This window comes from Streptomyces sp. PH9007, assembly GCF_059813725.1.
Genome location: NZ_CM187440.1, coordinates 2,258,257 through 2,283,761 on the forward strand (window position 1 = coordinate 2,258,257; position 25,505 = coordinate 2,283,761).

Consider the following 25,505-nt stretch of genomic DNA (forward strand, 5'->3'; position numbering starts at 1 on the left):
CTTTCTCCGTGATCTCTCGTGCTCGTGGTGCTAGTCGGCGTCGGCGAGGATGTCGAAGGACAGCTCGGCGCTCTCCGGCAGGAATTTGGACGTCCCGTGCACCACCGGCCGCCGCTCCAGGTCGAAGACCGTGGAGGTCGCCAGCAGCAGGGGCGAGCCGTCCGCCACATCCAGCAGATGGGCCTCGCGCCCGTCACAGGTGTGCAGGCCGACGACGATCTCGTTCCGCGTGAGCACCACGTCGTGGTGCGCCCGCAGATGGGCGTACAGGGAGGTGGCGGTGAAGTCCGCCCCCAGCACGTCGGGGAACCGCTCCTCCGCCACGAACGACTCGGCGAGATGGTGCGTGACGCCGTTCACCCGGCGCAGCCGCTCCAGCCGTACGACCGGGGCGGCCGGCGAGATGTCCAGGGCTGCCGCCAGCCGGCTGCCGGCCCGCGTCCGCTTCTGGGCCAGCACCTCGGAGGTGACGGCGTGGCCCTGCCGGGTCATCTGCGTGAAGAAGCCGGTGACCTCGCTGACGAACCGCTCACGGTGCTTGAGGGCGTAGCGGGGCCGGGAGACGAAGGTGCCCTTGCCGTGCTGACGGATCAGGTAACCGTCGTTGACCAGATCGTCGACGGCCCGGCGCAGTGTGATGCGGCTCACGGCGTACTCCTCGCAGAGCGCCGCCTCGGGGGGCAGTTGTCCGCCGACCGGGAGATCGCTGACCCGGTTCAGCAGATGGTCGCGCACCTGGGCGTATTTGTGCTCGGCCACCGCCGCCTCCTCACTGAGAACGTGTCGTCGAGACGTCATGATGACTAGAAACCCAGAGGACGTCAATAGGTCAATTCGATGTAACCGTACTGCGCGGCGGAAGCTTCCGGAATCGGTCAGATCCCCCGCAACTCACTCCGTACAAAAGGGACAAAACACCCTCTAGCGTCGCTGAACAGCGATGCGTTACGTTGTTTCAAGTCATCATGACGACATGATCTCGTAGCTCACAGAGGAGCCCCGCCGTGACCGGAACCGGATCCATACTCGGCCCCGCCGACCGCCAGGCGGTCGCGGTGGCCCGCGCCCTGGCCATGGACGCCGTCGAGGCGGCGGGCTCCGGCCACCCCGGTACGGCGATGGCCCTGGCCCCGGTCGCGCACCTGCTCTACCAGCGGCACGTGCGGCACGACCCGGCCGACCCCGCCTGGGAGGGCCGCGACCGGTTCATCCTGTCCTGCGGCCACGCCAGCATCCTGCAGTACACCCAGCTCCACCTGACCGGCTACGGACTGGAGCTGGAGGACCTGCGGCGGTTCCGTCAGCTCGACTCGCTCACCCCCGGGCACCCCGAACTCGGCCACACCGCCGGGGTCGAGATGACCACCGGACCGCTGGGCCAGGGCGTCGCCACCGCCGTCGGCATGGCCATGGCCCTCAAGCGCGACGCGCTGCGCCTGACCGGCGCCGCCGAGACCGGCCTCCCCGACCGCACCGTGTGGGTCCTCGCCTCCGACGGCGACCTGCAGGAGGGCATCTCCTACGAGGCCGGGGCGCTCGCCGGCCGGCACGAGCTGGACAACCTGGTCGTCATCTGGGACGACAACAGCATCCAGATCGAGGGCGGCACCGACCTCGCCACCCGCGAGGACACCGGCGCCCGGTTCGCCGCCCAGGGCTGGGCGGTTCGCGAAGTCGGCCTCGGCACGGACGGCGACATCGACACCGACGCGCTGGACGCCGCCCTCACCGCCTCCCGCGCCGAACGCGGCCGCCCCGCCCTGATCGTCCTCAAGTCCCAGATCGCCTGGCCCGCCCCGCACGCGATCAACACCCCCGCCGCGCACGGCGCCCCGCTCGGCGCCGCCGAGGTCGCCGCCACCAAGGAACGCCTGGGGGTCGCCGCCGAGCCGTTCACCGTGCCCGCCGAGGTCCTCGCCCACACCCGTACCGCCCTGACCCGCGGCGCCGCACTGCACCACGCCTGGGACACGGCCCTCGACGCCTGGGCGACCGCGCACCCCGAGCGGGCCGCCGCCCGCGCCCACGCCATCACCGCCCCCGCCGCCGCCGATCTCGCCGAGGCACTCCCGGAGTTCACCCCCGGCACGCCGATCGCGCCCCGCGACGCCTCCGGCACCGTCATCCAGGCGCTGGCCACCGCGCACCCCGCGCTGTGGGGCGGCTCCGCCGACCTCGGCGACTCCAACCGCACCACCATCAAGGGCGGCGGATCCTTCCTCCCCGAGGACCTGTCCGGCCGCAACATCCACTGGGGCGTGCGCGAACACGCCATGGCCGCCGCCCTCAACGGCATCGCCATCGTCGGCTACGACGCCCCGTTCGCCGGCACCTTCCTGGTCTTCAGCGACTACCAGCGCCCCTCGCTGCGGCTGGCGGCCCTGATGCGGCTGCCCGTGATCCACGTCTGGTCCCACGACTCCGTCGCGCTCGGCGCGGACGGCCCCACCCACCAGCCCATCGAGCACCTCGCCGCGCTGCGCGCCATGCCGGGCCTGACCGTGGTGCGCCCCGCCGACGCCACCGAGACCGCCGCCGCCTGGCTCGCCGCGCTCGGCCACCGCGGCCCGGTCGGCCTCGTGCTCGCCCGCCAGGGCCTGCCGGTCCTGCCCACCCCGGCCCCGGCCGTGCGCGAAGGGGTGGCGCGCGGCGCCTACGTCGTCGCGGACGGCACCGACGTGCTGCTGCTGGCCAGCGGCAGCGAGGTGGCGCTGGCCCTGACCGCCCGCGAGAGCCTGGCAGGACAGGGCGTCTCGGCGCGGGTGATCTCGGTGCCCGCCAAGGAGTGGTTCCTGGCCCAGGACCGGGAGTACCGCGACCGCGTACTGCCCCCGGCGGTCCGCGCCCGCGTCGTCGTCGAGGCGGCCTCCCCGTTCGGCTGGCACGACCTGCTCGGCGAGGCCGGCACCACCGTCACCATCGACGACTTCGGCCTGTCCGCCCCGGCCGGCGACGCACTGGCGGCCAAGGGCATGACGCCGCAGGCCGTCGTCACCGCCGCGCTCGCCTCGATCGAGGCGGCCCGCGCGTGATCGCCGACACCGTACGGCTGGTGATCTTCGACTGCGACGGGGTGCTGGTCGACACCGAGACCATCGGCCCCGCCGTGGTCGCGGAGATGGCCACCGAGGCCGGCTGGCCGCTCACCCCCGACGAGGTGCGTGAACGGTTCCTGGGCCGGCCCGAGGCGTACCTGTACGAGCAGATCCGCGCCCACGCCACCACCCCCATCGGTCCCGACTGGCTGGTCACCTACCACGCCCGGGTCAGCGAGGCGTTCGCCGCCCGGCCGCACACCATGCCCGGCGTGGTGGACCTGCTGGACGCCCTGGACGCGCGCGGCCTGCCGTACTGCGTCGCCTCCAGCGGCAACCACCGGCGGATCCGGCACTCGCTCACCCACTCCGGGCTGTGGCCGCGGTTCGCCGGGCGGATCTTCAGCGCGGACGACGTGGCGCACGGCAAGCCCGCCCCCGACCTGTTCCTGCACGCGGCCCGCACGATGGGCGCCGCGCCGGCCGACTGTCTGGTGATCGAGGACAGCCCGGCCGGTGTGGACGCGGCCCTGGCCGCCGCGATGCCCGTCATCGGCTACACCGGCGGCCCCACCACCCCCGCCGAACTCGCCCACGCCACCCACGGCGTACTGGACGACCTGCGGAACGTCCTTACGGTGTAGGGACACCACGGACGCGGCCGGGCCAGAGTGCCCGGCCGCGCCCGTTCCCGCGAGGAAGGGCCGCCATGACCTGGGACGCGAGCAGCTATGCCGAACGGGCCAGGAACGGCCCCTGCTTCATCTGCTCCTTCCTCGCCGGAGAGCCTGGTTACGCGCACGAGAGGGTCCACGAGGACGACACCCACATCGTCTTCCTCGACCGCTGGCCCACCCTCCCGGGCAAACTCCTCGTCGCCCCCAAGGCCCACCTCGAACACGTGGTGCGGGACATGGACGAGGCCGGCTATCTGCGGATCATGGCCCTCGTACGGCGGGCGGCTCTGGCCATGGAGGAGGTCCTGGCGCCCGAGCGCACCTATCTGCTGTCCCTGGGCAGTCAGCAGGGCAACGCCCATCTGCACTGGCACATTGCCGGGTTGCCGCCCGGTGTCCCCTACCACCGGCAGCAGTTCGCGTCCCTGATGGCCGAGAACGGTGTCCTGGAACCGTCCGCCGAGGAGAACGCCACCCTTGCCCGGCGGCTGCGCGCCGTCCTCGACCGGCCGTGACCCGTGGACGCGGACCGGCTTCCGGCGGCCGATGGCGCGCGCAGGGTTCTGGCGGCGGTGGTGCCCGCCGTGGTGGGGTGGGTACGGATCATGCCCGGCGCCCCGACCGTCCCCGCCCGCCCGGAAGGACTCCCTGCCATGACCGCGTCCCTTCCCTGCAACGGCCGGCGCCGCGCTTCACCCCCGGGATGCGATGTCCGACCGACCCGCCCTGCGACGCCATGGGCACGAGCATGAAGCGAGCCCCGCATGCGTGACCTCGTCCACCGACTGACCGACCCCGGCACCTTCACCCCCCTGACCGTCGCCCCCCGCACCCAGCCGGCGGACGGCCCGATCGGCTGGCCCGGCTACGACGCGACCCGGGCCCGCGCCGCCGAACGCACCGGCGAGGACGAGTCGGTGCTGGTGGGCACGGCCGAACTCGGCGGCGTCCCGGTGGTGCTGATCTCCTTCGTCTTCGGCTATCTCGGCGGCTCGCTGGGCGAACGCACCGGCGACCGCCTGGAGACGGCCTACGCGACGGCTCTGGAGCGGCGGCTGCCGCTGGTGTCGCTGATCGCCACCGGCGGCAGCCGCATGCAGGAGGGCATGCGGGCGCTGACGCAGTTGCAGCGGGTGGCCCGGCGTTCGGCGGCCCTGCGCGACGCGGGGCTGCCGCAGCTGGCGGTGCTGTGCGACCCGACCACCGGCGGCGGCTGGGCCGTGCTGGGCGGCGCCGCGGATGTGGTGATCGCCCTGCCCGGCGCCCAGGTCGGCTTCGCCGGCTCCCGGGTCCGGCCCCCGGACGCCGACCCGGCCGCGTACACCGCCGAGAGCCAGCTGGCCACCGGGCAGATCGACGCCATCGTCCCGCCCGAGCAGCTGCGCACCACCCTCACCGGCTACGTCACGGCACTGACCCGCCCGCACCCGGGCGCCCCGCCGCCGCCCGCCCCACTGACCGGCACCCCGCTGCCGGAGACCGGCTGGGCGGCGGTGAAGGCGGCCCGCGACCCGCGCCGCCCGCGCGCCGACGCCTACCTGGACGCCTACTTCGAGCCGGGGCCCGGCCCGCTGCCGCTCAGCGGCGACCGGGCCGGCGGCCTGGACCCCGGACTGCGCTGCGGGATCGGCCTGCGTGACGGGCGCGGCATCGTGTACGTCGCCCAGCGCGGTACGGCCACCACGCCCGCCGGGTTCCGCACCGCGAGCAGGGTGATCCGGCTGGCCGGGCGGCTGGGGCTGCCGGTGCTCACCCTCATCGACACCCCGGGCGCCGCCAATGACGCGCGCGCGGAGCGGGCCGGGGCCGGCCCGGCCATCGCGGAGACGTTCACGACGGTGGCCACCGCCCCGGTCCCCATCACCTCGCTGCTGATCGGCGAGGGCGGATCGGGCGGGGCGATGGCCCTGGCGGCCGCCGGCAACACCTGGGCCACCCCGGACAGCTACTGCTCGGTGATCGCGCCCGAACTGGCCGCCGCCATCCTCAAACTGCCGCCCGAGCAGGTGCCGCAGCTGTCGGACGCGCTGCGGCTGCGCCCCCAGGACCTCGCCGCCCTGGGGGTCGCCTCGCTCGTCAGCCCGCCGCCGGAGCGCCGGACGCCGGACGCGGAGTGACCGCCCCCACGAGGGCGTACTCCTCACGGAGGGTCATCGCTTGGGCCACCACGCCGCCGGGGAGCGCCACAGCGGCAACCGGCCCCGCTGGGCGGCGGACCCACCCTTCCCCGTCGGAGAGGCCGTCCGGGGCGGAGGGGAGGTGAAGGGGCTGTGCTGCTGCTCCGGCCGGGCCGCCGGCGCGGTCTCCGAAGGACCCGATGTCAGTGTCCACTCCTCCGACGCACCGTTCGGCAGGTCGGCGGAGGGCCGGGGGAAACGCACCGGGAGCGCGTTGGGCGTTCGTTCGACATGCGGCAGCGACCATTCCAGGGCTTCCCGGGACACCGCGAGTTCCATGTCCGGCAGGCGGTCCCACAACCGCTCCAGGCCGGTGCGCACGATGAGCGCGCCCAGTTCGCGCGCCGGGGCCGGGCAGCCGTGGGTTCCGGAGCCCCAGGCCAGATGGGCGTTGTTGGTGCGTGAGGTGTCCAGTCCGACCGAGCGCATCGCCGGGTCGGCGGCGGCGGCCCCCAGGCTGATGACCGCCATGTCGCCGGCGTTGATCCGGTATCCGCCGAGCCAGGTCGGCCGGGTGGCCCAGCGGCCGATGAGGTTCTGGATCGGCGCGTCGATCCACATGACGTGGTTCATCGCCTGATCCATCGAGCAGCGGGCCGCCGCGACATCCTCGTTGAGCCGCTCATTGGTCATCAGTTCCAGCAGGGTGTTGCAGATCCAGGCTGTGCTCGCGCCGCGCCCGACGGCGATCTGGAGCCAGATGTCGTCGGTCAGCTCGGCGGGGGTGAGCGCGCCGTCCTGGTTGTGGTGCAGCATCCAGGAGACGAGGTCGGGGCCCGGCTCCTGCCGCTTGTGCTCGACGAGGCCGGCCATCAGGGTGGCCAGTTCCTCCATGGCGTGCTGGGCTCCGGCCGGACCGGAGAACATCTCGTGGACGGCGGTGCCCGAGGTCAGCGCCTCGCGCTCGTCCATCCCGGTGAGCCGCGTCAGCACCAGCAGGGGCAGCGGCAGCGCGAACTGCCGCAGGATGTCGACCTCGACGGTTTCCGCCTCCGGGTCCCCACCCTGGAAGAAGGAGTCGATGAGCTGGTCGGCGAGTTCCTCGACGAGATCGCCGACGCGCAGCGTGTCCATCCTGGCCAGCGCCTTGTTTCCCGGGCCCGACAACCGGGCGTGCTCGGCACCGTCGGAGCACAGCCGGCCGCGGCGGTGGACGAGTTGGGCCGTGATCGGGTGGTCCGCGGGCAGGGCGCCTTCGGCGAGATCGCGGTACCAGCGCGGGTCGCGGGTCCAGATCTGCTGCTGGTCCCGGAGGATCTCCAGCTGGGCCGAGTGATCGATGACGAGATAGCCGCGGATGCGGTGGGTCTCCTCGAGCGATACCGGCACCACCGCGCCGACGTGGCGGCGCAGGTTGTCGTAGTACGAGAAGGGGTCACGCGCGAAGTCGGGACCGTGGAGAGGGTAGATGTGTTCCGGCCCCGGCGTGCGCTCGGGCCACTGTTCACCAACGGGAGTTAATGTTAAGGGAGTTGCCACAGAGATCAGCGTTGCCTACGGCGTCCCCCGGGGTCAAAGGGACCCGGGGGACGCCGTGGCCGCGCTCAGCGCCGCGAGCCGTCCAGCGCGCCGATCACCGAACGGTGCGTACCGGCCTTGTTCAGCGGGGAACGCTGCGCCGGGCGCAGGAAATCACCGTGCTCAGGGGTGCCGTCCCGGCCGCGCGCGTACCGCTCCGGCAGTTCGAGGGAGCGGAAGTCGGCGGCCGTCGCGACCGTCGTACCGTCCGCGTTCGTGGCCCGCTCGCCGTCGAAGAGCACATTGGTGCGATCGACGTCCCCGGCGATGAAGTCCGTCTCCGGCTCGTCGCCGCCCCGGCCGCCCGGGGTCCGGAAGGAGAGGTTGTCGCGGTAGACGCCCTGCTCCTCCGGGGAGAAGTAGGGGCTGAAGCGCATGAGGTAGTTGAACCGCTTGTTGTCGAAGGCGGTGTTGTTGGTGAGGGTCAGCCGCCCGGGGTTGAAGTTGTCCGAGAAGCCGTCCATGTTGTTGTCGTAGGCGATGTTGCCGCGCACCACGTGGTCCACGGGCAGTCCCTCGCCGCCGAGCTTGAAGCCGTTGCCGGTGTTGCTGTCCTCGTTGTAGCCGTTGGAGAGCCGGCCGTTGGCGTAGGAGACGTTGTTCTCCAGGGTGATGGGCAGGTTGGCGCCCTCGTTGGTGCGGTTGTACAGGTCCCAGCCGTCGTCGATGTTGTGGTGCGCGATGTTCCCGCGGAAGACGTTGCCCTCGCCCACGCCGAGCTTGGCCGCGAACCCGTCGGCGTTGATGTCGCTCGCGTCGCGGTTGTCGTGCGACTCGCAGCCGGTGATCAGGTTGTGCCGGGGCCAGTACGCGGGGTCCTCACCGCTGCCGGTGATCTGGAAGCCGGTGTCCCCGTTGTAGTTGAACGTCATCGCGCTGACGACGTTGTGACTGCCGCTCATCCGCAGCGCGTTGCTGGCCGCCTGCGTGATGCGGAAGCCCTCGACCCGCCAGTTGTCGGCGTCCAGCCGCAGCACGACGGGCAGCGCGCCGCGTCCGTCGATGATCACCTGCTGGTTGCGGTACGGCTTGAGCGTCTTCGGCTTGTTCGGCAGCCCGCTGTAGGAGGCGGACAGGTTCAGCGTGCCGGCCGGCTCGTACGTCCCGCCGTGCAGCAGCACCTGCCCGCCGGGGGCCACATGGCGCAGGGCGGTCTCCAGGTCCACCGGGCGGGCGGCGGTGCCGGCCGCGGTGGCCGTACCGGTGGGCGAGGCGTGGATGACGGCGCCGTCGCCGCGCTCCCCGTACGCGGTGCGCTTGACGGTGAGGGCGCGGGTGACGGTCTCGCCCTCACCGGTCACCAGGGTGAAGGTGTAGCCGGTGCTCTCGGCCTTCAGCCGCACCGGGTGGGAGAAGAACTCCCCGGCCGCCAGCCGCTTGTGCGCCACCCGCTTGCCGCGCTCGTCGGTGACGGTGACCGTGCCGGCCGTGTTCGTACGGGCCCGCAGCGTGTACCGGTCGGTGCTGGTCTCGGGCGCGGAGTGCAGGGTGAGGGAGGGCTGGACGGGCACCGGCTCGGTGGGCGGGCGCGGCTGGGTCTGGGCCCCGCTCAGTTCCAGGTGGGCGTTCTCGAAGGTCACCTTGGCGTTGCGGGCGGCGTAGAAGCCGACGTACATGCGGTCGGGGTCGATGTCCTGGACCCAGTCGGCGCCGGTGACCCGCTGCTCGAAGGTGGCGGGCTCCCCGGCGTGGGTGAAGGTCGCCGACATCACGAACTCGGTGTCGGTGCGCTCCAGACGCAGGCTGACCGGGGTGCCGACCGGCAGCGTGTACCGGGAGTCGGTGGTGAAGGGAGTGGCCTTCAGGGCGCTGCCGCGGTTCCCCCAGGGCTCGGTGACCCCGGTGCGGACCAGGCCGCTGATGCCCTGGCGGAGCATTCCGGCGCCGAAGATGTTGGAGGCGGCGGGCACCTCCTCGAAGCCGGCGACCATCGGGTCCTGGCGGGGCGCGCCGTTCACGTCGCGGACCATGATGCCCGCGCTGTCCTGCGAGTTGGGTGCCGCGCCGGTCTCGGGCCCGAACTGCTCCACCGTCATGTCGGCGGTGAGCACGAAGTTGTCGGTCCGGGGGTCGAGGCCGGTCTGGTAGAAGGTCAGCCCGTCGTGGCCGGGGGCGAGTTTGCCGCCGCGGCTCTCCATGACGATCTTCCCGTCGATGGTGCCGGGATGCTCGGGCTCCGCGTAGTTGGTGCCGATCTTCTCCGGCAGCACATTGGTCGCGAAGTTGAGGTCGGTGGACTGGCCGAAGGTGACGGCCTCCCACACCTGTGCGTTGCTCGCCTCCGGGGCGGGTGCGGCCACCGCCGTGCCCGCGCCGGCGGCCAGCAACGCGATCGCCAGACCTCCGGCTCCCGCTCTGATCCACCCTGACAGGGATCTCATCTCCACCACTCCCTCACACGCTTTGGCCGGGCACAGTCAAAGCGAGCGCACTCCACGGGGTCAACAGGTAGGAAGCGCTTTCTTCACCGGACTTACGGTCAGAAAGTGTCCTGAAGTACCCCTAGCGTTCCGTTCATGACCTCGATCGACCCCTTCCGTATCGACATTCCGCAGGCACAGCTGGACGATCTGGCCGCCCGGATCGCGCACACCCGCTGGCCGGACGAACTGCCCGGCGTCGGCAGCGAACGCGGCGTCCCCCTGGAGCGCCTGAAGGAGCTGGCCGACCACTGGCGCACCGGCTTCGACTGGCGCGCCCGGGAGGCGGAGCTGAACGCGCACCCGCAGTTCCGCACCACCGTCGACGGACAGCGGTTGCACTTCCTGCACCTCCGCTCGGCCGACCCCGGCGCCACCCCGCTGCTGCTGCTGCACGGCTGGCCGGGCAACGTCACCGACTTCCTGGACGTCATCGGCCCGCTCTCCGGCTTCCACCTGGTCATCCCCTCCCTGCCCGGCTTCGGCTTCTCCACCCCGCTGGCCGGCCCCGGCATGAACGCGGCCCGGATGGCGGCCGTCCTGCTGGAGCTCATGTCCCGCCTGGGGTACGAGCGGTTCGGCGTCCACGGGTACGACACCGGCGCCTGGGTGGCCCCCGCCATCGGCCGGCAGGCTCCCGCCCGCGTCATCGGCATCCACCTCAACGCGCTGCTGACCTTCCCGGCCGGCGAGGAGGGCGAGTTCGAGGGCCTCACCGAGGCCGAACAGCGCCGCTGGGAGCACATGCAGAACTTCAACGACGGCTACCTCCAGTGCAACTCCAAGCGCCCGCAGACCGTGGCGTACGCGCTGCACGACTCGCCGGTGGGCCAGCTCGCCTGGATCACCGAGAAGTTCGACGAGCTGTCCCACCTGTCCGTGGACCGCGACCGGATCCTCACCGACGTCTCCCTGTACTGGCTGACCGGCACGGCGGGTTCGGCCGCCCAGATCTACTACGAGGAGATCTCCGCCGCCGACTGGTCCGCCGAGGCCCCGGCACGCGGCACCGTTCCCACCGGCGTCCTGGTCTCGGCCCACGATGTGACGATCCGCCGCTGGGCCGAGCGCGACCACCACGTGGTCCACTGGCGCGAACTCGACCGCGGCGGCCACTTCCTCTCCCAGGAGACCCCCGATGTCCTGGCCGAGGACATCCGGGCCTTCTTCGCCGCCCGGTAGGCCCTACCGGGGCACATCACCCGATTGCCGCACAAGAGCAGCCATCCCCTCCTTCCGGGCGAGACCATAACCGGTGTCGGCTCTCGGAGATCCAGGGGAGTGAGCGCATGGCAGCAGCGGACGGCCGGGACGCCTCCCTCACCGTCGTGATGCCCACCTACAACGAGGCGGAGGGGCTCCCCGGCATCGCCGCGGAGCTCCTCGGCCTGGCCCTGCCCGGGCTGCGGCTGCTCATCGTCGACGACGCCAGCCCCGACGGCACCGGCCGGATCGCCGACGAACTGACTCGGCGCCACCCCGGCCGGATCCAGGTGCTGCACCGCGCGGGCAAGGACGGCCTGGGGCGGGCGTACGCCGCCGGAATGGCCGCCGCCGTCGCCCGCGGCACCCACTACGTGCTCCAGATGGACGCCGACGGCAGCCACCCGCCGCATCACATCCCCCAGCTGCTCGGCAGCGCCCAGGCCACCGGCGCCGACCTCGTCATCGGCAGCCGCTACGTACCCGGCGGGCAGCTCACCGGTGCCTGGCCCGTCCACCGCAGGCTGCTCTCCCGCTGGGCCAACCGCTACGCAGGGGCCGTCCTGCGCACGGGGCTGCGCGACCTCACCGCCGGCTTCGTGCTGTGGCGCGCCACCGCGCTGACCTCGCTGCGCCTGGACCACGCCCGCAGCGCCGGCTACAGCTTCCAGATCGAGCTGAAGCACGCCGCCCTGCGGGCCGGCTGCCGCGCCCTGGAGATCCCCATCCGCTTCGAGGAGCGCCGCCACGGAGCCTCCAAGATGTCGGCGGCAGTCCAGCTGGAGGCGGCGCTGCTGCCCTGGCGGCTGCTGCTGCGCCGCACCGGCCCCGCCGGCTGATGACCACCGAACGCACCGCCGCGCCGGCCGTGCGCCCCGCGCCCACCGGGGCGCGCGGCGCGCTGCGTACGGCCGGACCGGCCCTGCTCGCCTACGCCGCCGTGCGCGCGGTCGGGCTGCTGATCCTGGCGATCTGGACGGCCACCGAGGGCGAGAGCCTGCGCACCGTCCTCGCCCAGCGCTGGGACTCCCTGTGGTACGCCCGGATTGCCGAGGACGGCTACGGGCACACCGAGTACATCGGCGGCCGGGCCGAACACGACCTGGCGTTCTTCCCGCTCTTCCCCGCCCTTGAACGGGCCCTCGCCACGGTGCTGCCCATCCCCGCGCACGACGCCGGGCTGATCATCGGCTGGACGGCGGGGCTCGCCGCCGCCTGGGGCATCCACGCCGTCGCCGTCCTGGTGACCCGGCGGCGCGCCGTGGGCATCGTGCTGGTCGTCCTGTGGGCCGCCCTGCCGCCCGCGTTCGTGCAGTCGATGGCCTACACCGAGACGCTGTTCACCGCGCTGGCCGCCTGGACGCTGTACGCGGTCCTCACCGGACGCTGGTACACGGCGGGCGCCCTCGCCGTGGCCGCCGGGCTCACCCGCCCCTCGGGCCTGGCGGTGGTCGCCGCCGTCCTGACCGGCGGGGCACTGGAACTGTGGCGCGCCCGCCGGCCACGCCCACGCGTCCTGGCCGCCATGGCCCTGGCCCCGCTCGGCTGGCTGGGCTACGTGACCTTCGTGGGCGCCCGCATGGGCAGCCCGACCGGCTACTTCGACGTCCAGAAGGAGTGGGGCAACGGCTTCGACGGCGGCACCGGCTTCCTGGGCTTCCTCACCGAACGGCTGCGCGCCGACCCCGCCCACGGGCTGCTGGTGCTCGCCGTCCTGCTCTGCGGGCTCGTGCTGCTGATCCAGTGCGTGCGCCAGGGCCAACCGCTGCCGCTGCTGGTGTTCACGCTGGCGATCGCGGCGAGCGCCCTGGTCAGCGAGGGCTATTTCTCCTCCCGCCCCCGCCTGCTGATGCCGGCCTTCCCGCTGCTCCTGCCGCTGGCGACCGGGCTGGCCCGGCTCCCCCGCCCCGCCACCGCGGCCACCCTGTCGGCCGCCGCGCTGGGCTCCGGGCTGTACGGCGCCTGGTTCGTGCTCACCCAGTCACCGCCGTGAGGGCGGGTGCGGGGTGAGCAGCTGGTCCACGGGCGCGAAGTCGTCGGTCAGCACCCGGGCATCGCCGACCCACGCGCGCAGCTCATCGCCCTCCACGACCCGCCAGCCACTGCCGCGCTCGGCGATCCGCTCGCCCCACGCCGCCGTGTCCAGGGCGCTGCCGGAGGCCGCCGCCACGAAGTTGCCGCCACCGGCCCCGTCGAACGCGCCCGGCCCCGCCGCCACCGCCACGTGCTCGAACTCCGCCAGCAACGTACGCACCGCCGCACGGACGAAGGCCGTCTCACCGTAATCGATCATGTTGACGGTATAGACACCGCCGGACCGCAGCACCCGCTCGATGTCCGCGACCGCCTCCCTCGTGGTCAGATGCCACGGCACGCTGACGCCCCCGAACGCGTCGCCGACCACCAGATCCCGCGACCCGTCCTCGATCCGCCGCAGCCCCAGCCGCCCGTCCTCCACCCGCACGTCCAGCCGCTCACCCGTCTCGACGCCCAGCCAGCGGCGGTCCACCTCGACCACACCCGGGTCGATCTCGGAGACCACACTGTCCGAACCGGGCCGCGTCTCCTCCAGATAGACCGGCACGGAGAGCCCGCCGGCCCCCAGGTGGTAGGCGTCCAGCGGCTCACCCTGCGGGTACGCGGTGTCGATGAGCGAGGCGATCGCCTGCGTGTAGGGGAACTCCAGATGCGTGGGGTCATCGAGATCGACATAGGAGTGCCGCAGCCCGTCGAGCACGAGGGTCCGTCCGCTCTCCCGTCCGGGATCCGGTACGACCACGGCGCAGTGGTACCGGGTCTCCGCGTCACAGCCGCTCGGAACGGCCACGCTCCCGGTGACGCCCGCCGCCATGGTGCCGCCGACCGCCGCACCGGTCACCAGCACCCGCCGCCCCCGCCGCCAGTTCCGCACCGACACATCGACGAGCACCCCGGCCACCACCAGCACGACACCCAGAACCAGCAGAATGACACTCACCGGCACGACGGAGATCAGCACGAAGCCGGTCAGCACGGTCCCGGCGATGCCCCCGGCCGTACCGACCCCCGACAGCCGGCCCACCACGGTGCCGGTGACCTCCAGATCGGTCAGCAGCAGCTTGGTCACCATGGGCGTCACCGCCGTCAGCAGCGCGGCCGGCAGGAACAGACAGGCCCCACCCACCAGCAGCGCCAGCGCGCCATCGGCGTTCCCGGCCAGCCGCACCAGCGCCGGCGTGACCGCGACGGCCACCCCGGACGCCCCGAGCAAAGGCCCCAACACCCGCCGCGGCGCCACCACATCGGCGGCCCGCCCACCGGCCCACGACCCCAGGGCGATCGCCGCCAGGGCGATACCGATCACCATGGTGTTCATCTCCATGGTCAGTCCCACATGCGGCGCCAACAACCGCAACGCGACCAACTCGACCACCAACACAGCGGCCGACGAACCGAAAACGAGCCCGGCCCCCACCCTGGGCCCGATCCCCGGCCCCCCACTCCGCCGTTCCGTCCCCTGATCCACCACGCCCGTCACCTTGCCACCTGCCCGAACCGCCGACCCGATCCCCGTCCCCCGCATCCTGCCAGCCCCCGGCAACCCCACCCCCGACCGCCGGGTTGCCGCCCATTCGGCGCCGAGTCGCCTCACAGCATGAGCGAGGGAAACACGACACGACCCCCGGGGATGGTCAGCACGGGGTCACCGTGCTGCGGGGCGGCCATCGCGGAGAGCCGCTACCCGAACCTGATCGGACAACCGCCATGCGGCAAGCCACAACGATCAGTTGTGGCTGCCTAGGGTGATCCGGTGGACGCCGCGCGGGGCCATCGTTCGTCCGGGCCGTTCCGGCGGCGGCCTGGGCCATGACGCCCTCTCCGGGGGCGCCCCTGCCTCCCCTCACCGCTGCTCCACCGGAAAGGATCGCGGCGTGCCCAACGACCGTCTCCTGCGTATCCACAGCCCCGAGTTCACGGCTATGGCCGACAGAGTCCTGCGGACCACCGAACTGACCTCCCGGCTGAACGTCCTGCCCTTCGAGGACGACGCGGGCAAGGCACAGATCTTCGAGCAGATCCTGGGCAGGCCGCTGCCCGCCAAGGCAACGATCTATCCACCCTTCTACACGGACCACGGCCTCCATCTGGAGCTCGCCGGGCGCGTGTTCATCAACCAGAACTGCACCTTCATGGACTACGCCGGTATCCGGCTCGGCGAACGGGTGATGGTCGGGCCGAGGGCCACGTTCATCACCGTCGGCCACCCGGTTGATCCCGGTGAGCGCCGGGAGTGGCTGAGCGGCGGGCCCATCGATGTGGCGGAGAACGTCTGGATAGGCGCCGGGGCCACGATCCTGCCCGGCGTCAGCATCGGGAGGGACGCCGTGATCGCCGCCGGCGCGATCGTCGCCGACGACATCCCGCCCGCAACCCTGGTGACCGGCGGCAAGGCCACGGTGCGCCGGCACTGGTGATGACGGCCCTCGGCCGGCGCGATCGCGGCCGACGATGTCCCGCCGGGCGACGGCACGCCGCCCGGCGGGACCATCAAGGGCCGAACACCCGTGACGTCCGGCTCATGGCTCAGCCGATGCCGGTCCAGCCCTCCCACTGACCGTCCGTGCCGACAGGCCGGCCTGTGCTCAGAGTGGAGCCGCTGTGCGACAACGGGTCGGCGTGCTCAAACCAGCGCGCGTCGCCGGCCTCGCTGTCCACAGCGACCACCGAGAGGGACTCCCCACCGCAGAAACCCGCCTTGAGGTGGGTGAACGCCTCGAACCCGGTTTCGGCCAGTGTGTAACTCTCCGCCGAAGCAGGCTCTTCCGGGTCGACGATGATCTGATGCAGCGCGCCGGTCTCACCGTTGGTCGCGTAGATGACGTCGCGTTGCGTGCCGTCTGCCAGACGGATCCAGAAGACCCCGGCGGCCTTCGTGTCCACCGCCGTCACCGGCAGGGTCTCGTAGTCGCCGAGTTCCGTCATTCCGTCGGAGCCGGGCCCGACCTCGCGCATCAGGATGTCGCCGTCCTGCTCGATCGTGTACATCTTGAATCCGCTGCCCGCCGGCATCACATGCGGATTCCACCCGGTCGCCACGGTGTGGTGAGACCCCGCGGTCATCGTCGGGTCGCCCTCGGTACCACGGAGGTTGACCACCCGCAGGTCACCGTCCGTCGCCGGGGCCAGGAACGAGGTGCCCCACGAACCGCCGCCCCCGGAACCACCGATCGAGTAGAGCGCCCGCAGCGACCACGGGACCGGCTCAGCGGTCCGATAGCTCTCGTCGATGGCGCCGTTGTAGCCGGACGCCTTGTGAACATGGCCGTCCACGTCCTGACCGATGATCGTCGTGTCGCACTGCGCCGCCTCGACCTCGGCCGCCTGGGCCCCCGCGGTGCCGCCCAGCACGACAGTCGTCCCCGCGACCAGCAGACTCGCCGCGAGCAGACTCCTCATCCTTCGCGTTCGTATCACTCGTGTCCCCCGTTTCTGGGTTGGCCTGCCGCATCGATCCCGCGCAAGGCCAACGAACAAGTTGGTTCTCCCCAGTAGAACGAGATCGACACGGCCGCCACAACGCGTGGGATGTAGCAGTCTCGTCACTGCCCAGCCTGCGCTGCGCCCGGAAAACACGAAAATCCCGCCCGATCAGGAAGATCGGACGGGATCTCGTCACCCGTTCACACCTAGATCCGTGAACGGCCCTTGTTGTGGACCTGAGGGGATTTGAACCCCTGACCCCCTCGTTGCGAACTACGGGCGGGGAGGTCGTTGAGGTCTGCCGGGCCGGTCAGTCGGCCGTTGAGGACTTGCAGTCGTCGACTGCGGACACCACGGTTGCTGTACTGCGTTGCTGTACAGCAACCGCCCCGAAGCCTCTCTCCGGCCCGCGCTCAAGGCAGTCCGGTCACTCACTGTCCTTGCAGCACGGCAAACCGACTACGCGATGCAACCGGCGTCCAGCGGCCATCGGTCAAGGCGGCTGCGGTTCTTAGCTGCTGCGCGGCAGACAGACCAACCGGGCCCGACGGTCGAAGTTGTGGCACGACGCAACCAAACCTGGCCCATCTCCTTTTATGCGACAAGCGTTCGATATACATGAATTTCGAACACAAGGTACCCAGGGCGCTTCCCCTGATCTAGCCTGATGTCCCATTACTTGGGGGAGGGACGCCGCCTGTGGTGAAGGCGATGGAACCTGCGGGTAGCAGTACGCTGCGGGCCAGCAGGATCGAGGCAGTTGACAAGCGCTACGTCACTCAGATGATGGAACAGCTTCAACAGGGCTACATCAAGTCCGTCGCAGCTACGGCTGGCCTCGCGGTCGAAGTCCCGCCAGTTGATCTGTACGGCTACGACGTACGCCTCATCCGGCCACCCAGTGACCCCATGGATGAAGAGGCCGCGGTGTATGCGCAGCTCAAGTGCACAACACAAATCATTCCTGATGCCTCTCGTGATCACTTCAGCTATCAGTTCACCAAGCGCCAGTACTTTGATCACCTTGCGAAGCCACGCAAGTACCCCAAAGCGATCTTGATCGTTATGACTACACCCACTCGACAGGCGGAGTGGACCGAGGTGACGCATGATGGCCTCTGGACTAGACGATCTTGTTACTGGGCATATCTAGAGGGGGCGAATGTAGATCCGTCGATCAAAAAGCCGACAGTTCATATTCCACTCAAGAATAAGGTAGACGCGGCTTCTCTTGCAGAGATTCTGGACAAGACCGACAGGGGTGAATCGCTAAGTGACTGATATGTCGGGCGCCACGCTTCCTGCACACGTTGATCCAGGGAGATTGGTCGCTCTGCTTGAAGAAGCGGGTTGGCAACGCACTGGAGGAAGGCAAGGGATCTATTCTCGCTATCTTCCTCCTCATCTAACGGATCCATGGCAGGAGTCCAGCCTACTCCTCCCTCTGGACGAGGACGCACCAGAGTTTTCTGAGACCATGAAGGCAGCGCTTTACCAGCTTTCACGGGATCGAGATTTCTGGCATAGATCGGTCTATCCACGCCTGATTGTCGATGCATCTGACGAGTTCAGATTTCGCAAGGAATCATCGGCCCCTAGCGGCTTCATCGAATGGCGCAGCGGGGAAAGGCTTGTCGAGTCCGCACGCAGGACATTGCTGGCCGGAGCTAAGTCCTACATGGGCCCCGGACGACATTTTGTAAATAGGCATGGACCGTTTGCCCGTCGCTATCTCGATCAAGTGCTAATGGGGCAAACGGAGCCCGGAAGCTATATCATCACGGCGTATGCTCCCCCAAATGCAGGCGTTCCTTTGTCTGCATCATCTGAATTGAAAACCTTGACTCTTCCGGAAGTTGGGCTCGCCAGCGTCCGAGATGTCAGCCAGGCCGTGATCCAGGCCGTTCAGGCAACGATTGAGGCACTTGAGCACTATCGAACTAGCGGATCCCTCTCGGGATTTGAGGATGGAGTCACCCAAGGCATCTCATATGAGATGACCAATGCACTTCTTGGGATCGCAGAAAATTCGGATGGTGCAGATATAAGCGTGGAATGGGATCCGGCTATCCCCGGACCCAACTCTCTCGATTCACACTTTGAATTGCGGGGGTCAGATGTCGAACCACTCAATAAGGCCGCTTCGAAGCTAGCGTCAGACCCGTCATCGCAATTCACGAGCCTAATCGGCAGAGTGCATCTTCTTGCCAAGAAACAGGCAGGGAGCCCCGGAGTATTCGGCATCGAGGTGCTGGCCTCCGGACGCCCAAAGAAAGTTCGCGTGAGACTTTCAGACGAAGAAGAGTATCACGAGGCAGTTCGGGCCCATGAAGAGGATCTTGCATTGCAGGTGAGCGGCCGACTGGAGAAGGAGGGCAGTTTGAGCTGGCTCTATGATGCGACGGTAATTCGGACACTGGGGCCGATCTCAGATTATTCGCGACCCCCACGGCCAGATCCCTCGGAGGATCAATTGCTACTTTTCCCAGAGCAACCATAGCCTCACCCACGCGAGCTCGACTGGCGACTCAAAAGATTCCAGCACACCCAGGCCCAACAGGTCGAACTCTCTAGATGCCGAAAAGAAGACCTGAAGGGAACTGGTGTTCTCACTGGACTTATCCACCTACGCTCTCAGCCCATCCTCACTGCGGCCCATCGAAAATGATCTTCTACAGTCAAAACGGTTGCCGCGTCGACCACGGCTCTGATTTCATTGCACCATGGCGAACTTTTCGTACTCTATCGGCACTTGGAGCCAGCAGCCTGGCCTCCAGCCGGAGATGGAGATTCGGACCGAACATGAACTATCAGAGGATGAATTCAACGCCCTCTCTGAAGCAATCGCCTCCTACGAAGTAATCAGCGAACGAGGCGCTTTCAAGCTGATAGTCAGAAGCTTCTCGAACGTAAAACTGATACTTTCTGCCATTTCGAATATAGAAAAACTTGGCGGCAACTTTCGTCTAATGAATAGGGATATCATCAGGGAATCCCTCATGTCCGAAGTGACGAACTGGCTTGCTGCCACTAGGCTCTACCTGGAGAACGAGAGAAATTTCATCCTCTCTCGATATGGAAAAGACAGCAGTGAAATGAGGGAGCTTCAAAAAGCAACCTCGGCTTCATTCGACTCACGGCAAGGCTATCGATTCCTTTACAAGCTTCGCGACTACACGCAGCATGCCGGCATTCCACCGGGAAATTTGCAGGTTTCAGATATCCCTGAGAACAGGGAAGTCGTACTCACTCTCGATCGATCACGCCTTCTGGGGACTCGGTTTAATTGGGGCAGGCATGCCAAGAGCCTACTCTTGACCTGGCCGGACCATATTCCACTCTCCCCACTTATGGATGATGCCATGGAAGGATACGGGGAGATTGAACAATGCATGATGCGAATGAATATTCGCCACTGCATTAAATTAGCCCCATTGATGATAGATTCCCTCAATTCCATCGACTGCACCAATGGGAGCCCTGCGCTATTTAAACTGCCCAAGGAAGGGCTGGCCGCAGCTGAAGTAAAAACTCTTGCGCTGCGGAAAATTCCAACGATTTCAGATCTGGAAATCCTGATATCGGCACCCGAATCTAGGGATCCTCTCGAAAATCTTCGGTCAGTAGAATTTGAATCACCCCTTCAAGGGCCGATGTATAGCATTCGATCTTCCGCTGTTCTATCGGCATTGTTCGATGCGCGGGACCCATCTCGGGTCAGTGAAACGATTAATACAATCCTCGAACAAGACGGTGACTCTGATCCCCTAATCGCAGACCTTATAAGCACTTCTGCATTTCTGACTCATATGCTGAGTCAGATTCTTGGAGCAACCCCACACGGCATTCTAGGCCACTTGAATTCTGATCCCGCAAGATAGTGAGCTGTCGGCGGAGTGGCTTTGGGCGGGAGCTGGCTTGGGGCGAGAGATCGGGGCCCATACGCTGACTGGCGGATCGGGCAGGTTGTGGACCTGCCCGTTGGTGCCCGATGTGGGCCCCGATCTTAGAGGCTCGCCCCAAGCTGGCTGCCTAAAGCCGTGCAGCCGACCCGGAGCCACGAGCGACCCTTCTTTCACCGAAACCAGGTTCGCGCCCGAGTTAGTGCGCGGCCGGCGGGCTCGGGTCGAAGCGGGGCGGAGACAGGAGCGGCGGCCCGGGAATCGCCGCTGCCGCGCGCCGCGCTTGCGCGGCGCCTTGAACTCGTAGAGAAGGTTGTAACTCACTGGCCTCGTTGGCGGTCCTGCTCGATGTCGTAGGCAACAGTCTCGGCTGCGGTGACTACCACTTGGAGCTTGGTCAGGATGTCGCGGCGGGCGGCTTCGATGAGGTCGATGTGCAAGTCAGCTCCGGGATCGGTGTGGGGAGTCCAGAAGCCGCGGTGGCTGTGCTCTCGGGCGATCTCGTGGCAGGCGCGGACCACATGGTTCATGGCGGCAGTGATCTCGTACTGGTAGAGCTGCTCATGCTGGTACTCGTGCTCGCTCACCATGCTCGCCTCGGCAAGGGCGTGCGCTTCGCCGGCCGGGCGGACAGCAGATAGCGCACCGCACCGTCCGGGATCGTGAACGTGTACAGATCCCCACTCACCAGAACTTCCAGGGCCCGCTCGTGCTCAGCCTGGTCCGCGAGCCAGCACCGCACCGGATACGCGGCCGGCGGGTCCAGTTGGTCGCTGATGTGGCCGGCCCTCCAGCGAAGCCACCGAACCGCGATCCGGGCCGTCGAGGACAGGGCCGAGCCCAACCAGTGCGTGGACAAGCCGTTGGAGGTGTAGGCGATGGCTTCGCACCAGAATCCTGTGCTGAGTTGGAGCGGCAGCGCCTTGGTGGTGATCAGCATGTACGGGTGCCGGTCGGCTTGCCGGTGAGTTCAGCGGTCACGGTGTGGCCGTGATGGTCACCTCTGATGTCGACGGTCGACGCGCAGGCGAAGACGAGGAACAGACCTCGGCCGTGAGGGGAGCTGTTGTCCTGGTGCTCGATGTGCGGGCGGTGGTGGGCGCCACCGGCATCGGTGACGGCGATCTTCACCGTGTCTCCGGCACAGGTCACTGCGATGCGGAAGGCAGCACCTGCACTGTCTGTGTGAGTGATGGCGTTGGCGCTGAGCTCCGTGACGATCAGCTCGGCGTCCTGTGTGCAGGGGTGGCCACCGAGAATCTCCCGGATCCAGTGACGGGCACGGCTGACTTCTTCAGGTAGCCCTGGGAAGGTGCGTCGATGGGTCGGCATGAGAGCTCCTTCATCCTTGGTGACCTGCGGTTTCTTGCACCGATTCGTGCGTTCTGATGACGCCAACCGCAATGACACGTAGAATTAGTACTAGCACCGTACCCATAATGTGCGTTGTGAAAGTGCGAGATCGCACTTTTCGTGCGGGTGCTGCCCGCATAGCGTGCGCAGTGGCGCGATGCCCGGCGCGTACGTCGACGAGAGAGGAACCCCGATGTTCGGATTGATGGTGCGGTTCACCTGCAAGGACGAGGCCGCAGCCGCTGCGTTCGATGAACTGGTCGCGCGGACCGGGGAGCAGATTCGTGCGAACGAGCCGGGAACGGTGATCTACACCGTGCACCGTGTTGACGGCCGGCCGCTGGAGCGGATCTTCTACGAGCTGTACCGCGACGTGGCCGCCTTCGACACGCACGAGTCGCAGGACTACGTGCGCTCGTTCCTCGCCGAGCGGGAGCAGTACCTCGCCTCGACCGAGGTCGACCGCCTGGACTTCGTGTCCGGCAAGGGCGTGGACGTTGAGCACTGACTACGAGAAGACCCTCGGCCGCAAGATCGCGTTCAACCGCAAGCGGCGCGGGCTGTCGCAGAAGGAGTTCGCCGGCCTGCTGGACCGGTCGGAAGCCTGGGTGTCACAGGTGGAACGGGGCGTGCGCCGCATCGACCGGATGACGGTCCTGGAGAAGGTCGCCGAGGTCTTGGACCTGCCGGTCGCCGAACTGGCCGCCGAGGCTCCGATCGTCGCCTCGGTGACGGAGCACGAGGCACCCGGTGCGAGCCGTCTCCGGCTCGTGCTCAGCTCCGCGCACTCCCTGAAGGCCATTCTCGGCCGACCGGAATCTCCGGACATCCCCGCCCTGCGCACCGAAGTCGATCGAGCCTGGTCGCTGACACACGAGGGCAACTACGCCGACCTGGCGGAACTGCTCGAAGGTCTGGTTCCGCGACTGGAGTCAGCCACTCGTGCCGGCAGTGACGAAGAACGCCCCGGACTCTTCCGGCTGTTGGCCTCGATGTACCACACGTGCAGCGCGGCCCTCGCGAACATGGGAGAGCCCGAAGCGGCGTGGATCGCTGTCGACCGCGCCGTCGTCGCAGCTGAGCGGGCAGGAGATCCGCTGCTGATGGCAGCCGGCGAGTTCCGGCTGTCAATCGTCTTCCTCGGGGCACGTCACTACGACCAAGCAGCCCAGGTCTCCGGCAGCGCGGCAGACGCCCTGGCTCCGCTGGCCGACGGCGGTGAACCAGAAGCCATCGCGCTGCGCGGTGCTCTCACCCTTCAGCGTGCGCTCGCCGCCGGCCGCCTCAACCACGCCGACGAGGCATATACGCACCTTCGGGCGGCCAAAGAGCTAGCCGATCGAATCGGCGACGGACGCAACGACTACAACACCGAGTTCGGCCCGACCAATGTCGCGCTCCACCAAGTCGCCGTGGCCGTCGACCTGGGCGACGCCGGAGTAGCCCTGCGCGCCGCCGAGAGTGTAGATCCGTCGGGCCTGTCCTCGGAACGACAGGCACGCTTCGCCATCGACCTCGCCAAAGCCCATGCCCAACGCCGCCAGATCGACAAGGCGGTCCACTCCCTCAGCAACGTGCGCGAGTTGCTGCCAGAGATGTTCCGCGCGAAGCCCGCCGTCAAGCAGCTCGTCGCCGATCTCGTGGCCATGAGCCCGCTGCCGTCCGATCAGCTTCGATCCATGGCAAGGGAGTTGGGCGTACAAGAAATGCGAACTGGTACATGAAGTACTAGACAGTACTTCCAGTGCGGGTTACTGTGGACACTGTCAGCACTCACCTCCTCGCATCCGGCGGGGAGGACCTGCGGACATGCGAACGCGCCGGTCAGGAAGGCAGACCTGTCCGGCGCGGGAGTACGGCCACAGAGATGAATGTGGCCTGAGCGGGAGGCAGCCCACTCAGGCCGGGCGCGTCTTTGGCATCAACGCTCCCTGAGCGTATCGCGTCCGACCCGTATGCGGTCAACCTCCCCATGTGCACCACTTAGTGATCTATTGCGCCCTTATTTGGGTGCTGCACAAGGGAGAAATCAATCATGCGTTCCATTCGTGTCGAGACATCCGCCGCGACGATCTTGCTGACCGAAGCTCCTGCGCCGAAGGTGCGGGACCGGCAGACCGGGGAGATCGCCAAGGACGCTGTCAGCGGTGAGACGCTGATGCGGATCGGTGTTGTCTACATCGAGGACGGTGAGTCCTCGCTGATTCTGGTCACCGTCCCGGAGAGCGGGGTCTCCGAAGGGCTGGCGCTCGGGGCGCCGGTGTCCCTGCCGGGGCTGGTCGCGCGGCCCTGGGAGTCGGTCTTCAACGGTCAGGAGCGGCACGGCATCGCCTACCGGGCTGCTGCGGTCACTCCGGCGGCGTTCCCGGTTCCGGCGGGGGTCTGAGGTGTCTGAGCTGCTGACCGTGCTCGGGGTTGGCGGGCCGCTCGCTGTGATGGGTGGGACGGTGGCCGTGGCCCGGGAGAAGTGTCCTTCTGTGTACTGGTCGGCGGTGGGTCTGCCGCTGTCCACAGTGCGGCTGTTGGGTTCGTACGGCTCGGTGATGGATGCCTGTGGGCTGACGGTTGCGCCGTCCCGGCTGCGGGCCCTGGCGGTCCGGGCCGCGACCCGGCGTGAGGTGCGGCCGGTTCCGCCCCGGCGCGGGCTTCTGCGGCCCACGTCGACCGGGTTGCGGCTTCGTCTGCGGCTGGCCGCCGGCCAGGAGGTGGCTGATGTTGCGGCCTCGGCGGAACGGCTGCGGCACGCGTGGGGCGTTCATGCCGTCCACGTGTCGGAGATAAGGCCTGGAACGGTCGAACTGCGACTGGTCGGCTTCGACGTGCTGAAGGACGTCCGTATGCCCCGCCACATTCAGGGCGGGTATCTGCGGGTGCCGGTCGCTCTGCGGGAGGACGCGACGGCGTTCGTCCGTGACTATCGGGCGATTCCGCATCAGCTCACGCTCGGCGCGACGCTGTCGGGGAAGTCCATGTACCTGCGGCGCCTGGTGGCCGGCCTGGCCGGCCAGGATGTCGCCCTGGTCGGTATCGACTGCAAGCGGGGCGTGGAACTCGCGCCGTTCGCTTCCCGGCTCTCCGCGCTGGCGACCGATCCGGTGGAGGCTGCCGAACTGCTCTCTGTCATGGTGCGGCTCATGGACCGGCGCTACGACCTGATCCGTGCCCGGCAGAACATCCCTGTCGGCACGCCGGACCAAGCGATCACTTCCGATCTCTGGGGCCTGCCGGAGGAAGAACGGCCGGTGCCGGTGGTGGTGTTCGTCGATGAGGTGGCCGAGCTGTTCCTGACTGCGACCCGCAAGGACGAGGAACGCCGGGACGAGATGGTCACTCAGCTCATCCGGCTCGCTCAGCTCGGCCGTGCCGCCGGGATCTATCTGGAGGTCTGCGGTCAGCGCTTCGGCGCCGAGCTGGGCAAGGGCGCCACCATGCTGCGGGCTCAGTTGAGCGGCCGGGTCTGCCACCGCGTGAACGATGAGGCGTCGGCGAAGATGGCGCTGGGCGACATCGCCCCCGAAGCGGTCATCGCCGCGTGTTCCGTCCCCGCCGACCGTCCCGGTACCGCTGTCGCGGGGGACACCTCCGGCGGCTGGTCCCGCATCCGCACCCCGTATCTGTCTCTGGCCGATGCCGCCGACCGCTGCGTCAAGACCGCGCACGTGGTGCCGGAGCTGCCCGAACTGGCGCCGTTCAAGCCGGTGAACGTCTCCACTGCGGTTGAGGCCGGCGGCCTTCCGGCCTGACCACACCGCGATTCCGC

Annotated in this window: 23 protein-coding genes; 15 read left to right on the forward strand and 8 right to left on the reverse strand. The window is 68.6% G+C overall.

Annotated features, from left to right (window positions below):
- Nucleotides 1-30: 30 nt before the first annotated feature.
- Nucleotides 31-759, reverse strand: coding sequence for a GntR family transcriptional regulator (locus ACTFAP_RS10145; protein WP_386533655.1), 729 nt, complete (start codon nt 757-759; stop codon nt 31-33).
- Nucleotides 760-1,004: 245 nt separating this feature from the next.
- On the opposite strand from ACTFAP_RS10145, the gene ACTFAP_RS10150 reads away from it, so the two are divergent.
- The 4 genes from ACTFAP_RS10150 (at nt 1,005) to ACTFAP_RS10165 (ending at nt 5,829) form a co-directional block, all read left to right on the forward strand.
- Entirely contained in the window at nt 1,005-3,032 is a 2,028-nt protein-coding gene (locus ACTFAP_RS10150) for a thiamine pyrophosphate-binding protein (protein WP_495684319.1), read from the forward strand.
- Nucleotides 3,029-3,679 carry an HAD-IA family hydrolase gene (locus ACTFAP_RS10155; protein WP_495684320.1) on the forward strand — a complete coding sequence of 217 codons (651 nt, stop codon included), beginning with the start codon at nt 3,029-3,031 and terminating at the stop codon, nt 3,677-3,679. Before ACTFAP_RS10150 ends, ACTFAP_RS10155 begins: the two co-directional genes overlap by 4 nt.
- 65 nt (nt 3,680-3,744) lie before the next feature.
- Nucleotides 3,745-4,227, forward strand: coding sequence for an HIT family protein (locus tag ACTFAP_RS10160; protein ID WP_500468859.1), 483 nt, complete (start codon nt 3,745-3,747; stop codon nt 4,225-4,227).
- A gap of 249 nt (nt 4,228-4,476) precedes the next feature.
- Nucleotides 4,477-5,829 carry a carboxyl transferase domain-containing protein gene (locus ACTFAP_RS10165; protein WP_500468860.1) on the forward strand — a complete coding sequence of 451 codons (1,353 nt, stop codon included), beginning with the start codon at nt 4,477-4,479 and terminating at the stop codon, nt 5,827-5,829.
- Between the two features lie 33 nt (nt 5,830-5,862).
- Here ACTFAP_RS10165 and ACTFAP_RS10170 read toward each other — a convergent pair whose 3' ends face one another.
- Together ACTFAP_RS10170 and ACTFAP_RS10175 are read right to left on the reverse strand one after the other, a co-directional pair.
- Nucleotides 5,863-7,368, reverse strand: coding sequence for a cytochrome P450 family protein (locus ACTFAP_RS10170; protein ID WP_500468861.1), 1,506 nt, complete (start codon nt 7,366-7,368; stop codon nt 5,863-5,865).
- A 65-nt stretch (nt 7,369-7,433) separates the two neighbouring features.
- On the reverse strand, nt 7,434-9,788 hold the full coding sequence (locus ACTFAP_RS10175; RefSeq protein WP_500468862.1) for a right-handed parallel beta-helix repeat-containing protein: 2,355 nt from the start codon (nt 9,786-9,788) through the stop codon (nt 7,434-7,436).
- A gap of 135 nt (nt 9,789-9,923) precedes the next feature.
- Here ACTFAP_RS10175 and ACTFAP_RS10180 point away from each other — a divergent pair, with 135 nt between their 5' ends.
- The 3 genes from ACTFAP_RS10180 to ACTFAP_RS10190 all read left to right on the forward strand — a co-directional run bounded on the left by ACTFAP_RS10180 (nt 9,924) and on the right by ACTFAP_RS10190 (nt 13,023).
- On the forward strand, nt 9,924-11,009 hold the full coding sequence (locus ACTFAP_RS10180; protein WP_500468863.1) for an epoxide hydrolase family protein: 1,086 nt from the start codon (nt 9,924-9,926) through the stop codon (nt 11,007-11,009).
- Between the two features lie 107 nt (nt 11,010-11,116).
- Nucleotides 11,117-11,869, forward strand: a complete 753-nt coding sequence (locus tag ACTFAP_RS10185; RefSeq protein WP_390122032.1) for a polyprenol monophosphomannose synthase — start codon at nt 11,117-11,119, stop codon at nt 11,867-11,869.
- On the forward strand, nt 11,869-13,023 hold the full coding sequence (locus ACTFAP_RS10190; RefSeq protein WP_500468864.1) for a putative hexosyltransferase: 1,155 nt from the start codon (nt 11,869-11,871) through the stop codon (nt 13,021-13,023). The genes ACTFAP_RS10185 and ACTFAP_RS10190 overlap by 1 nt, the downstream gene beginning before the upstream one ends.
- On the opposite strand, the gene ACTFAP_RS10195 is transcribed toward ACTFAP_RS10190, so the two are convergent.
- Nucleotides 13,012-14,592, reverse strand: a complete 1,581-nt coding sequence (locus ACTFAP_RS10195; RefSeq protein WP_500468865.1) for a fused MFS/spermidine synthase — start codon at nt 14,590-14,592, stop codon at nt 13,012-13,014. The genes ACTFAP_RS10190 and ACTFAP_RS10195 overlap by 12 nt on opposite strands.
- 349 nt (nt 14,593-14,941) lie before the next feature.
- On the opposite strand from ACTFAP_RS10195, the gene ACTFAP_RS10200 reads away from it, so the two are divergent.
- Nucleotides 14,942-15,484: a DapH/DapD/GlmU-related protein gene (locus ACTFAP_RS10200; RefSeq protein ID WP_500468866.1), complete on the forward strand. Its 543-nt coding sequence runs from the start codon at nt 14,942-14,944 to the stop codon at nt 15,482-15,484.
- Between the two features lie 109 nt (nt 15,485-15,593).
- On the opposite strand, the gene ACTFAP_RS10205 is transcribed toward ACTFAP_RS10200, so the two are convergent.
- Complete coding sequence (locus ACTFAP_RS10205; RefSeq protein WP_500468867.1) at nt 15,594-16,466, reverse strand: hypothetical protein; 873 nt, start codon at nt 16,464-16,466, stop codon at nt 15,594-15,596.
- 723 nt (nt 16,467-17,189) lie between these two features.
- Between ACTFAP_RS10205 and ACTFAP_RS10210 the strand changes: the two genes are divergently transcribed.
- From ACTFAP_RS10210 to ACTFAP_RS10220, 3 genes are all read left to right on the forward strand, one after another.
- Nucleotides 17,190-17,771, forward strand: a complete 582-nt coding sequence (locus ACTFAP_RS10210) for a DUF4365 domain-containing protein (protein WP_500468868.1) — start codon at nt 17,190-17,192, stop codon at nt 17,769-17,771.
- Between the two features lie 196 nt (nt 17,772-17,967).
- On the forward strand, nt 17,968-18,990 hold the full coding sequence (locus tag ACTFAP_RS10215; RefSeq protein ID WP_500468869.1) for a hypothetical protein: 1,023 nt from the start codon (nt 17,968-17,970) through the stop codon (nt 18,988-18,990).
- Nucleotides 18,991-19,213: 223 nt separating this feature from the next.
- Nucleotides 19,214-20,371 (forward strand): hypothetical protein, encoded by a 1,158-nt coding sequence (locus ACTFAP_RS10220; RefSeq protein WP_500468870.1) that lies wholly within the window; start codon nt 19,214-19,216, stop codon nt 20,369-20,371.
- A gap of 341 nt (nt 20,372-20,712) precedes the next feature.
- Here the strand turns inward: ACTFAP_RS10220 and ACTFAP_RS10225 are convergent, their stop codons facing one another.
- The 3 genes from ACTFAP_RS10225 to ACTFAP_RS10235 are packed head-to-tail and all read right to left on the reverse strand — an operon-like array spanning nt 20,713 to nt 21,724.
- Nucleotides 20,713-20,982 (reverse strand): hypothetical protein, encoded by a 270-nt coding sequence (locus tag ACTFAP_RS10225; protein ID WP_500468871.1) that lies wholly within the window; start codon nt 20,980-20,982, stop codon nt 20,713-20,715.
- Nucleotides 20,976-21,332: a hypothetical protein gene (locus ACTFAP_RS10230; protein WP_500468872.1), complete on the reverse strand. Its 357-nt coding sequence runs from the start codon at nt 21,330-21,332 to the stop codon at nt 20,976-20,978. The genes ACTFAP_RS10225 and ACTFAP_RS10230 overlap by 7 nt, the downstream gene beginning before the upstream one ends.
- The gene (locus ACTFAP_RS10235; RefSeq protein ID WP_500468873.1) at nt 21,326-21,724 is read right to left on the reverse strand and encodes an ATP-binding protein; all 399 of its coding nucleotides are present in this window, start codon (nt 21,722-21,724) and stop codon (nt 21,326-21,328) included. The genes ACTFAP_RS10230 and ACTFAP_RS10235 overlap by 7 nt, the downstream gene beginning before the upstream one ends.
- A gap of 214 nt (nt 21,725-21,938) precedes the next feature.
- On the opposite strand from ACTFAP_RS10235, the gene ACTFAP_RS10240 reads away from it, so the two are divergent.
- The 4 genes from ACTFAP_RS10240 (at nt 21,939) to ACTFAP_RS10255 (ending at nt 25,488) form a co-directional block, all read left to right on the forward strand.
- The gene (locus ACTFAP_RS10240) at nt 21,939-22,253 is read left to right on the forward strand and encodes a putative quinol monooxygenase (RefSeq protein WP_093843881.1); all 315 of its coding nucleotides are present in this window, start codon (nt 21,939-21,941) and stop codon (nt 22,251-22,253) included.
- Nucleotides 22,243-23,469: a helix-turn-helix domain-containing protein gene (locus ACTFAP_RS10245; RefSeq protein WP_500468874.1), complete on the forward strand. Its 1,227-nt coding sequence runs from the start codon at nt 22,243-22,245 to the stop codon at nt 23,467-23,469. Before ACTFAP_RS10240 ends, ACTFAP_RS10245 begins: the two co-directional genes overlap by 11 nt.
- 311 nt (nt 23,470-23,780) lie before the next feature.
- Nucleotides 23,781-24,131, forward strand: coding sequence for an SCO3933 family regulatory protein (locus ACTFAP_RS10250; RefSeq protein ID WP_500468875.1), 351 nt, complete (start codon nt 23,781-23,783; stop codon nt 24,129-24,131).
- 49 nt (nt 24,132-24,180) lie between these two features.
- On the forward strand, nt 24,181-25,488 hold the full coding sequence (locus ACTFAP_RS10255) for an FtsK/SpoIIIE domain-containing protein (RefSeq protein WP_500469450.1): 1,308 nt from the start codon (nt 24,181-24,183) through the stop codon (nt 25,486-25,488).
- Nucleotides 25,489-25,505 lie beyond the last annotated feature (17 nt).

What these genes read in the sequence shown, in the direction of transcription:
- ACTFAP_RS10160 (WP_500468859.1), top strand. Translation starts at nt 3,745, where the DNA reads ATGACCTGGGACGCGAGCAGCTATGCCGAACGGGCCAGGAACGGCCCC.
- ACTFAP_RS10165 (WP_500468860.1), top strand. Translation starts at nt 4,477, where the DNA reads ATGCGTGACCTCGTCCACCGACTGACCGACCCCGGCACCTTCACCCCC.
- ACTFAP_RS10175 (WP_500468862.1), bottom strand. Translation starts at nt 9,788, where the DNA reads ATGAGATCCCTGTCAGGGTGGATCAGAGCGGGAGCCGGAGGTCTGGCG.
- ACTFAP_RS10180 (WP_500468863.1), top strand. Translation starts at nt 9,924, where the DNA reads ATGACCTCGATCGACCCCTTCCGTATCGACATTCCGCAGGCACAGCTG.
- ACTFAP_RS10185 (WP_390122032.1), top strand. Translation starts at nt 11,117, where the DNA reads ATGGCAGCAGCGGACGGCCGGGACGCCTCCCTCACCGTCGTGATGCCC.
- ACTFAP_RS10190 (WP_500468864.1), top strand. Translation starts at nt 11,869, where the DNA reads ATGACCACCGAACGCACCGCCGCGCCGGCCGTGCGCCCCGCGCCCACC.
- ACTFAP_RS10195 (WP_500468865.1), bottom strand. Translation starts at nt 14,592, where the DNA reads ATGCGGGGGACGGGGATCGGGTCGGCGGTTCGGGCAGGTGGCAAGGTG.
- ACTFAP_RS10205 (WP_500468867.1), bottom strand. Translation starts at nt 16,466, where the DNA reads ATGAGGAGTCTGCTCGCGGCGAGTCTGCTGGTCGCGGGGACGACTGTC.
- ACTFAP_RS10215 (WP_500468869.1), top strand. Translation starts at nt 17,968, where the DNA reads ATGAAGGCAGCGCTTTACCAGCTTTCACGGGATCGAGATTTCTGGCAT.
- ACTFAP_RS10220 (WP_500468870.1), top strand. Translation starts at nt 19,214, where the DNA reads ATGGCGAACTTTTCGTACTCTATCGGCACTTGGAGCCAGCAGCCTGGC.
- ACTFAP_RS10225 (WP_500468871.1), bottom strand. Translation starts at nt 20,982, where the DNA reads ATGGTGAGCGAGCACGAGTACCAGCATGAGCAGCTCTACCAGTACGAG.
- ACTFAP_RS10230 (WP_500468872.1), bottom strand. Translation starts at nt 21,332, where the DNA reads ATGCTGATCACCACCAAGGCGCTGCCGCTCCAACTCAGCACAGGATTC.
- ACTFAP_RS10235 (WP_500468873.1), bottom strand. Translation starts at nt 21,724, where the DNA reads ATGCCGACCCATCGACGCACCTTCCCAGGGCTACCTGAAGAAGTCAGC.
- ACTFAP_RS10240 (WP_093843881.1), top strand. Translation starts at nt 21,939, where the DNA reads ATGTTCGGATTGATGGTGCGGTTCACCTGCAAGGACGAGGCCGCAGCC.
- ACTFAP_RS10250 (WP_500468875.1), top strand. Translation starts at nt 23,781, where the DNA reads ATGCGTTCCATTCGTGTCGAGACATCCGCCGCGACGATCTTGCTGACC.
- ACTFAP_RS10255 (WP_500469450.1), top strand. Translation starts at nt 24,181, where the DNA reads ATGGGTGGGACGGTGGCCGTGGCCCGGGAGAAGTGTCCTTCTGTGTAC.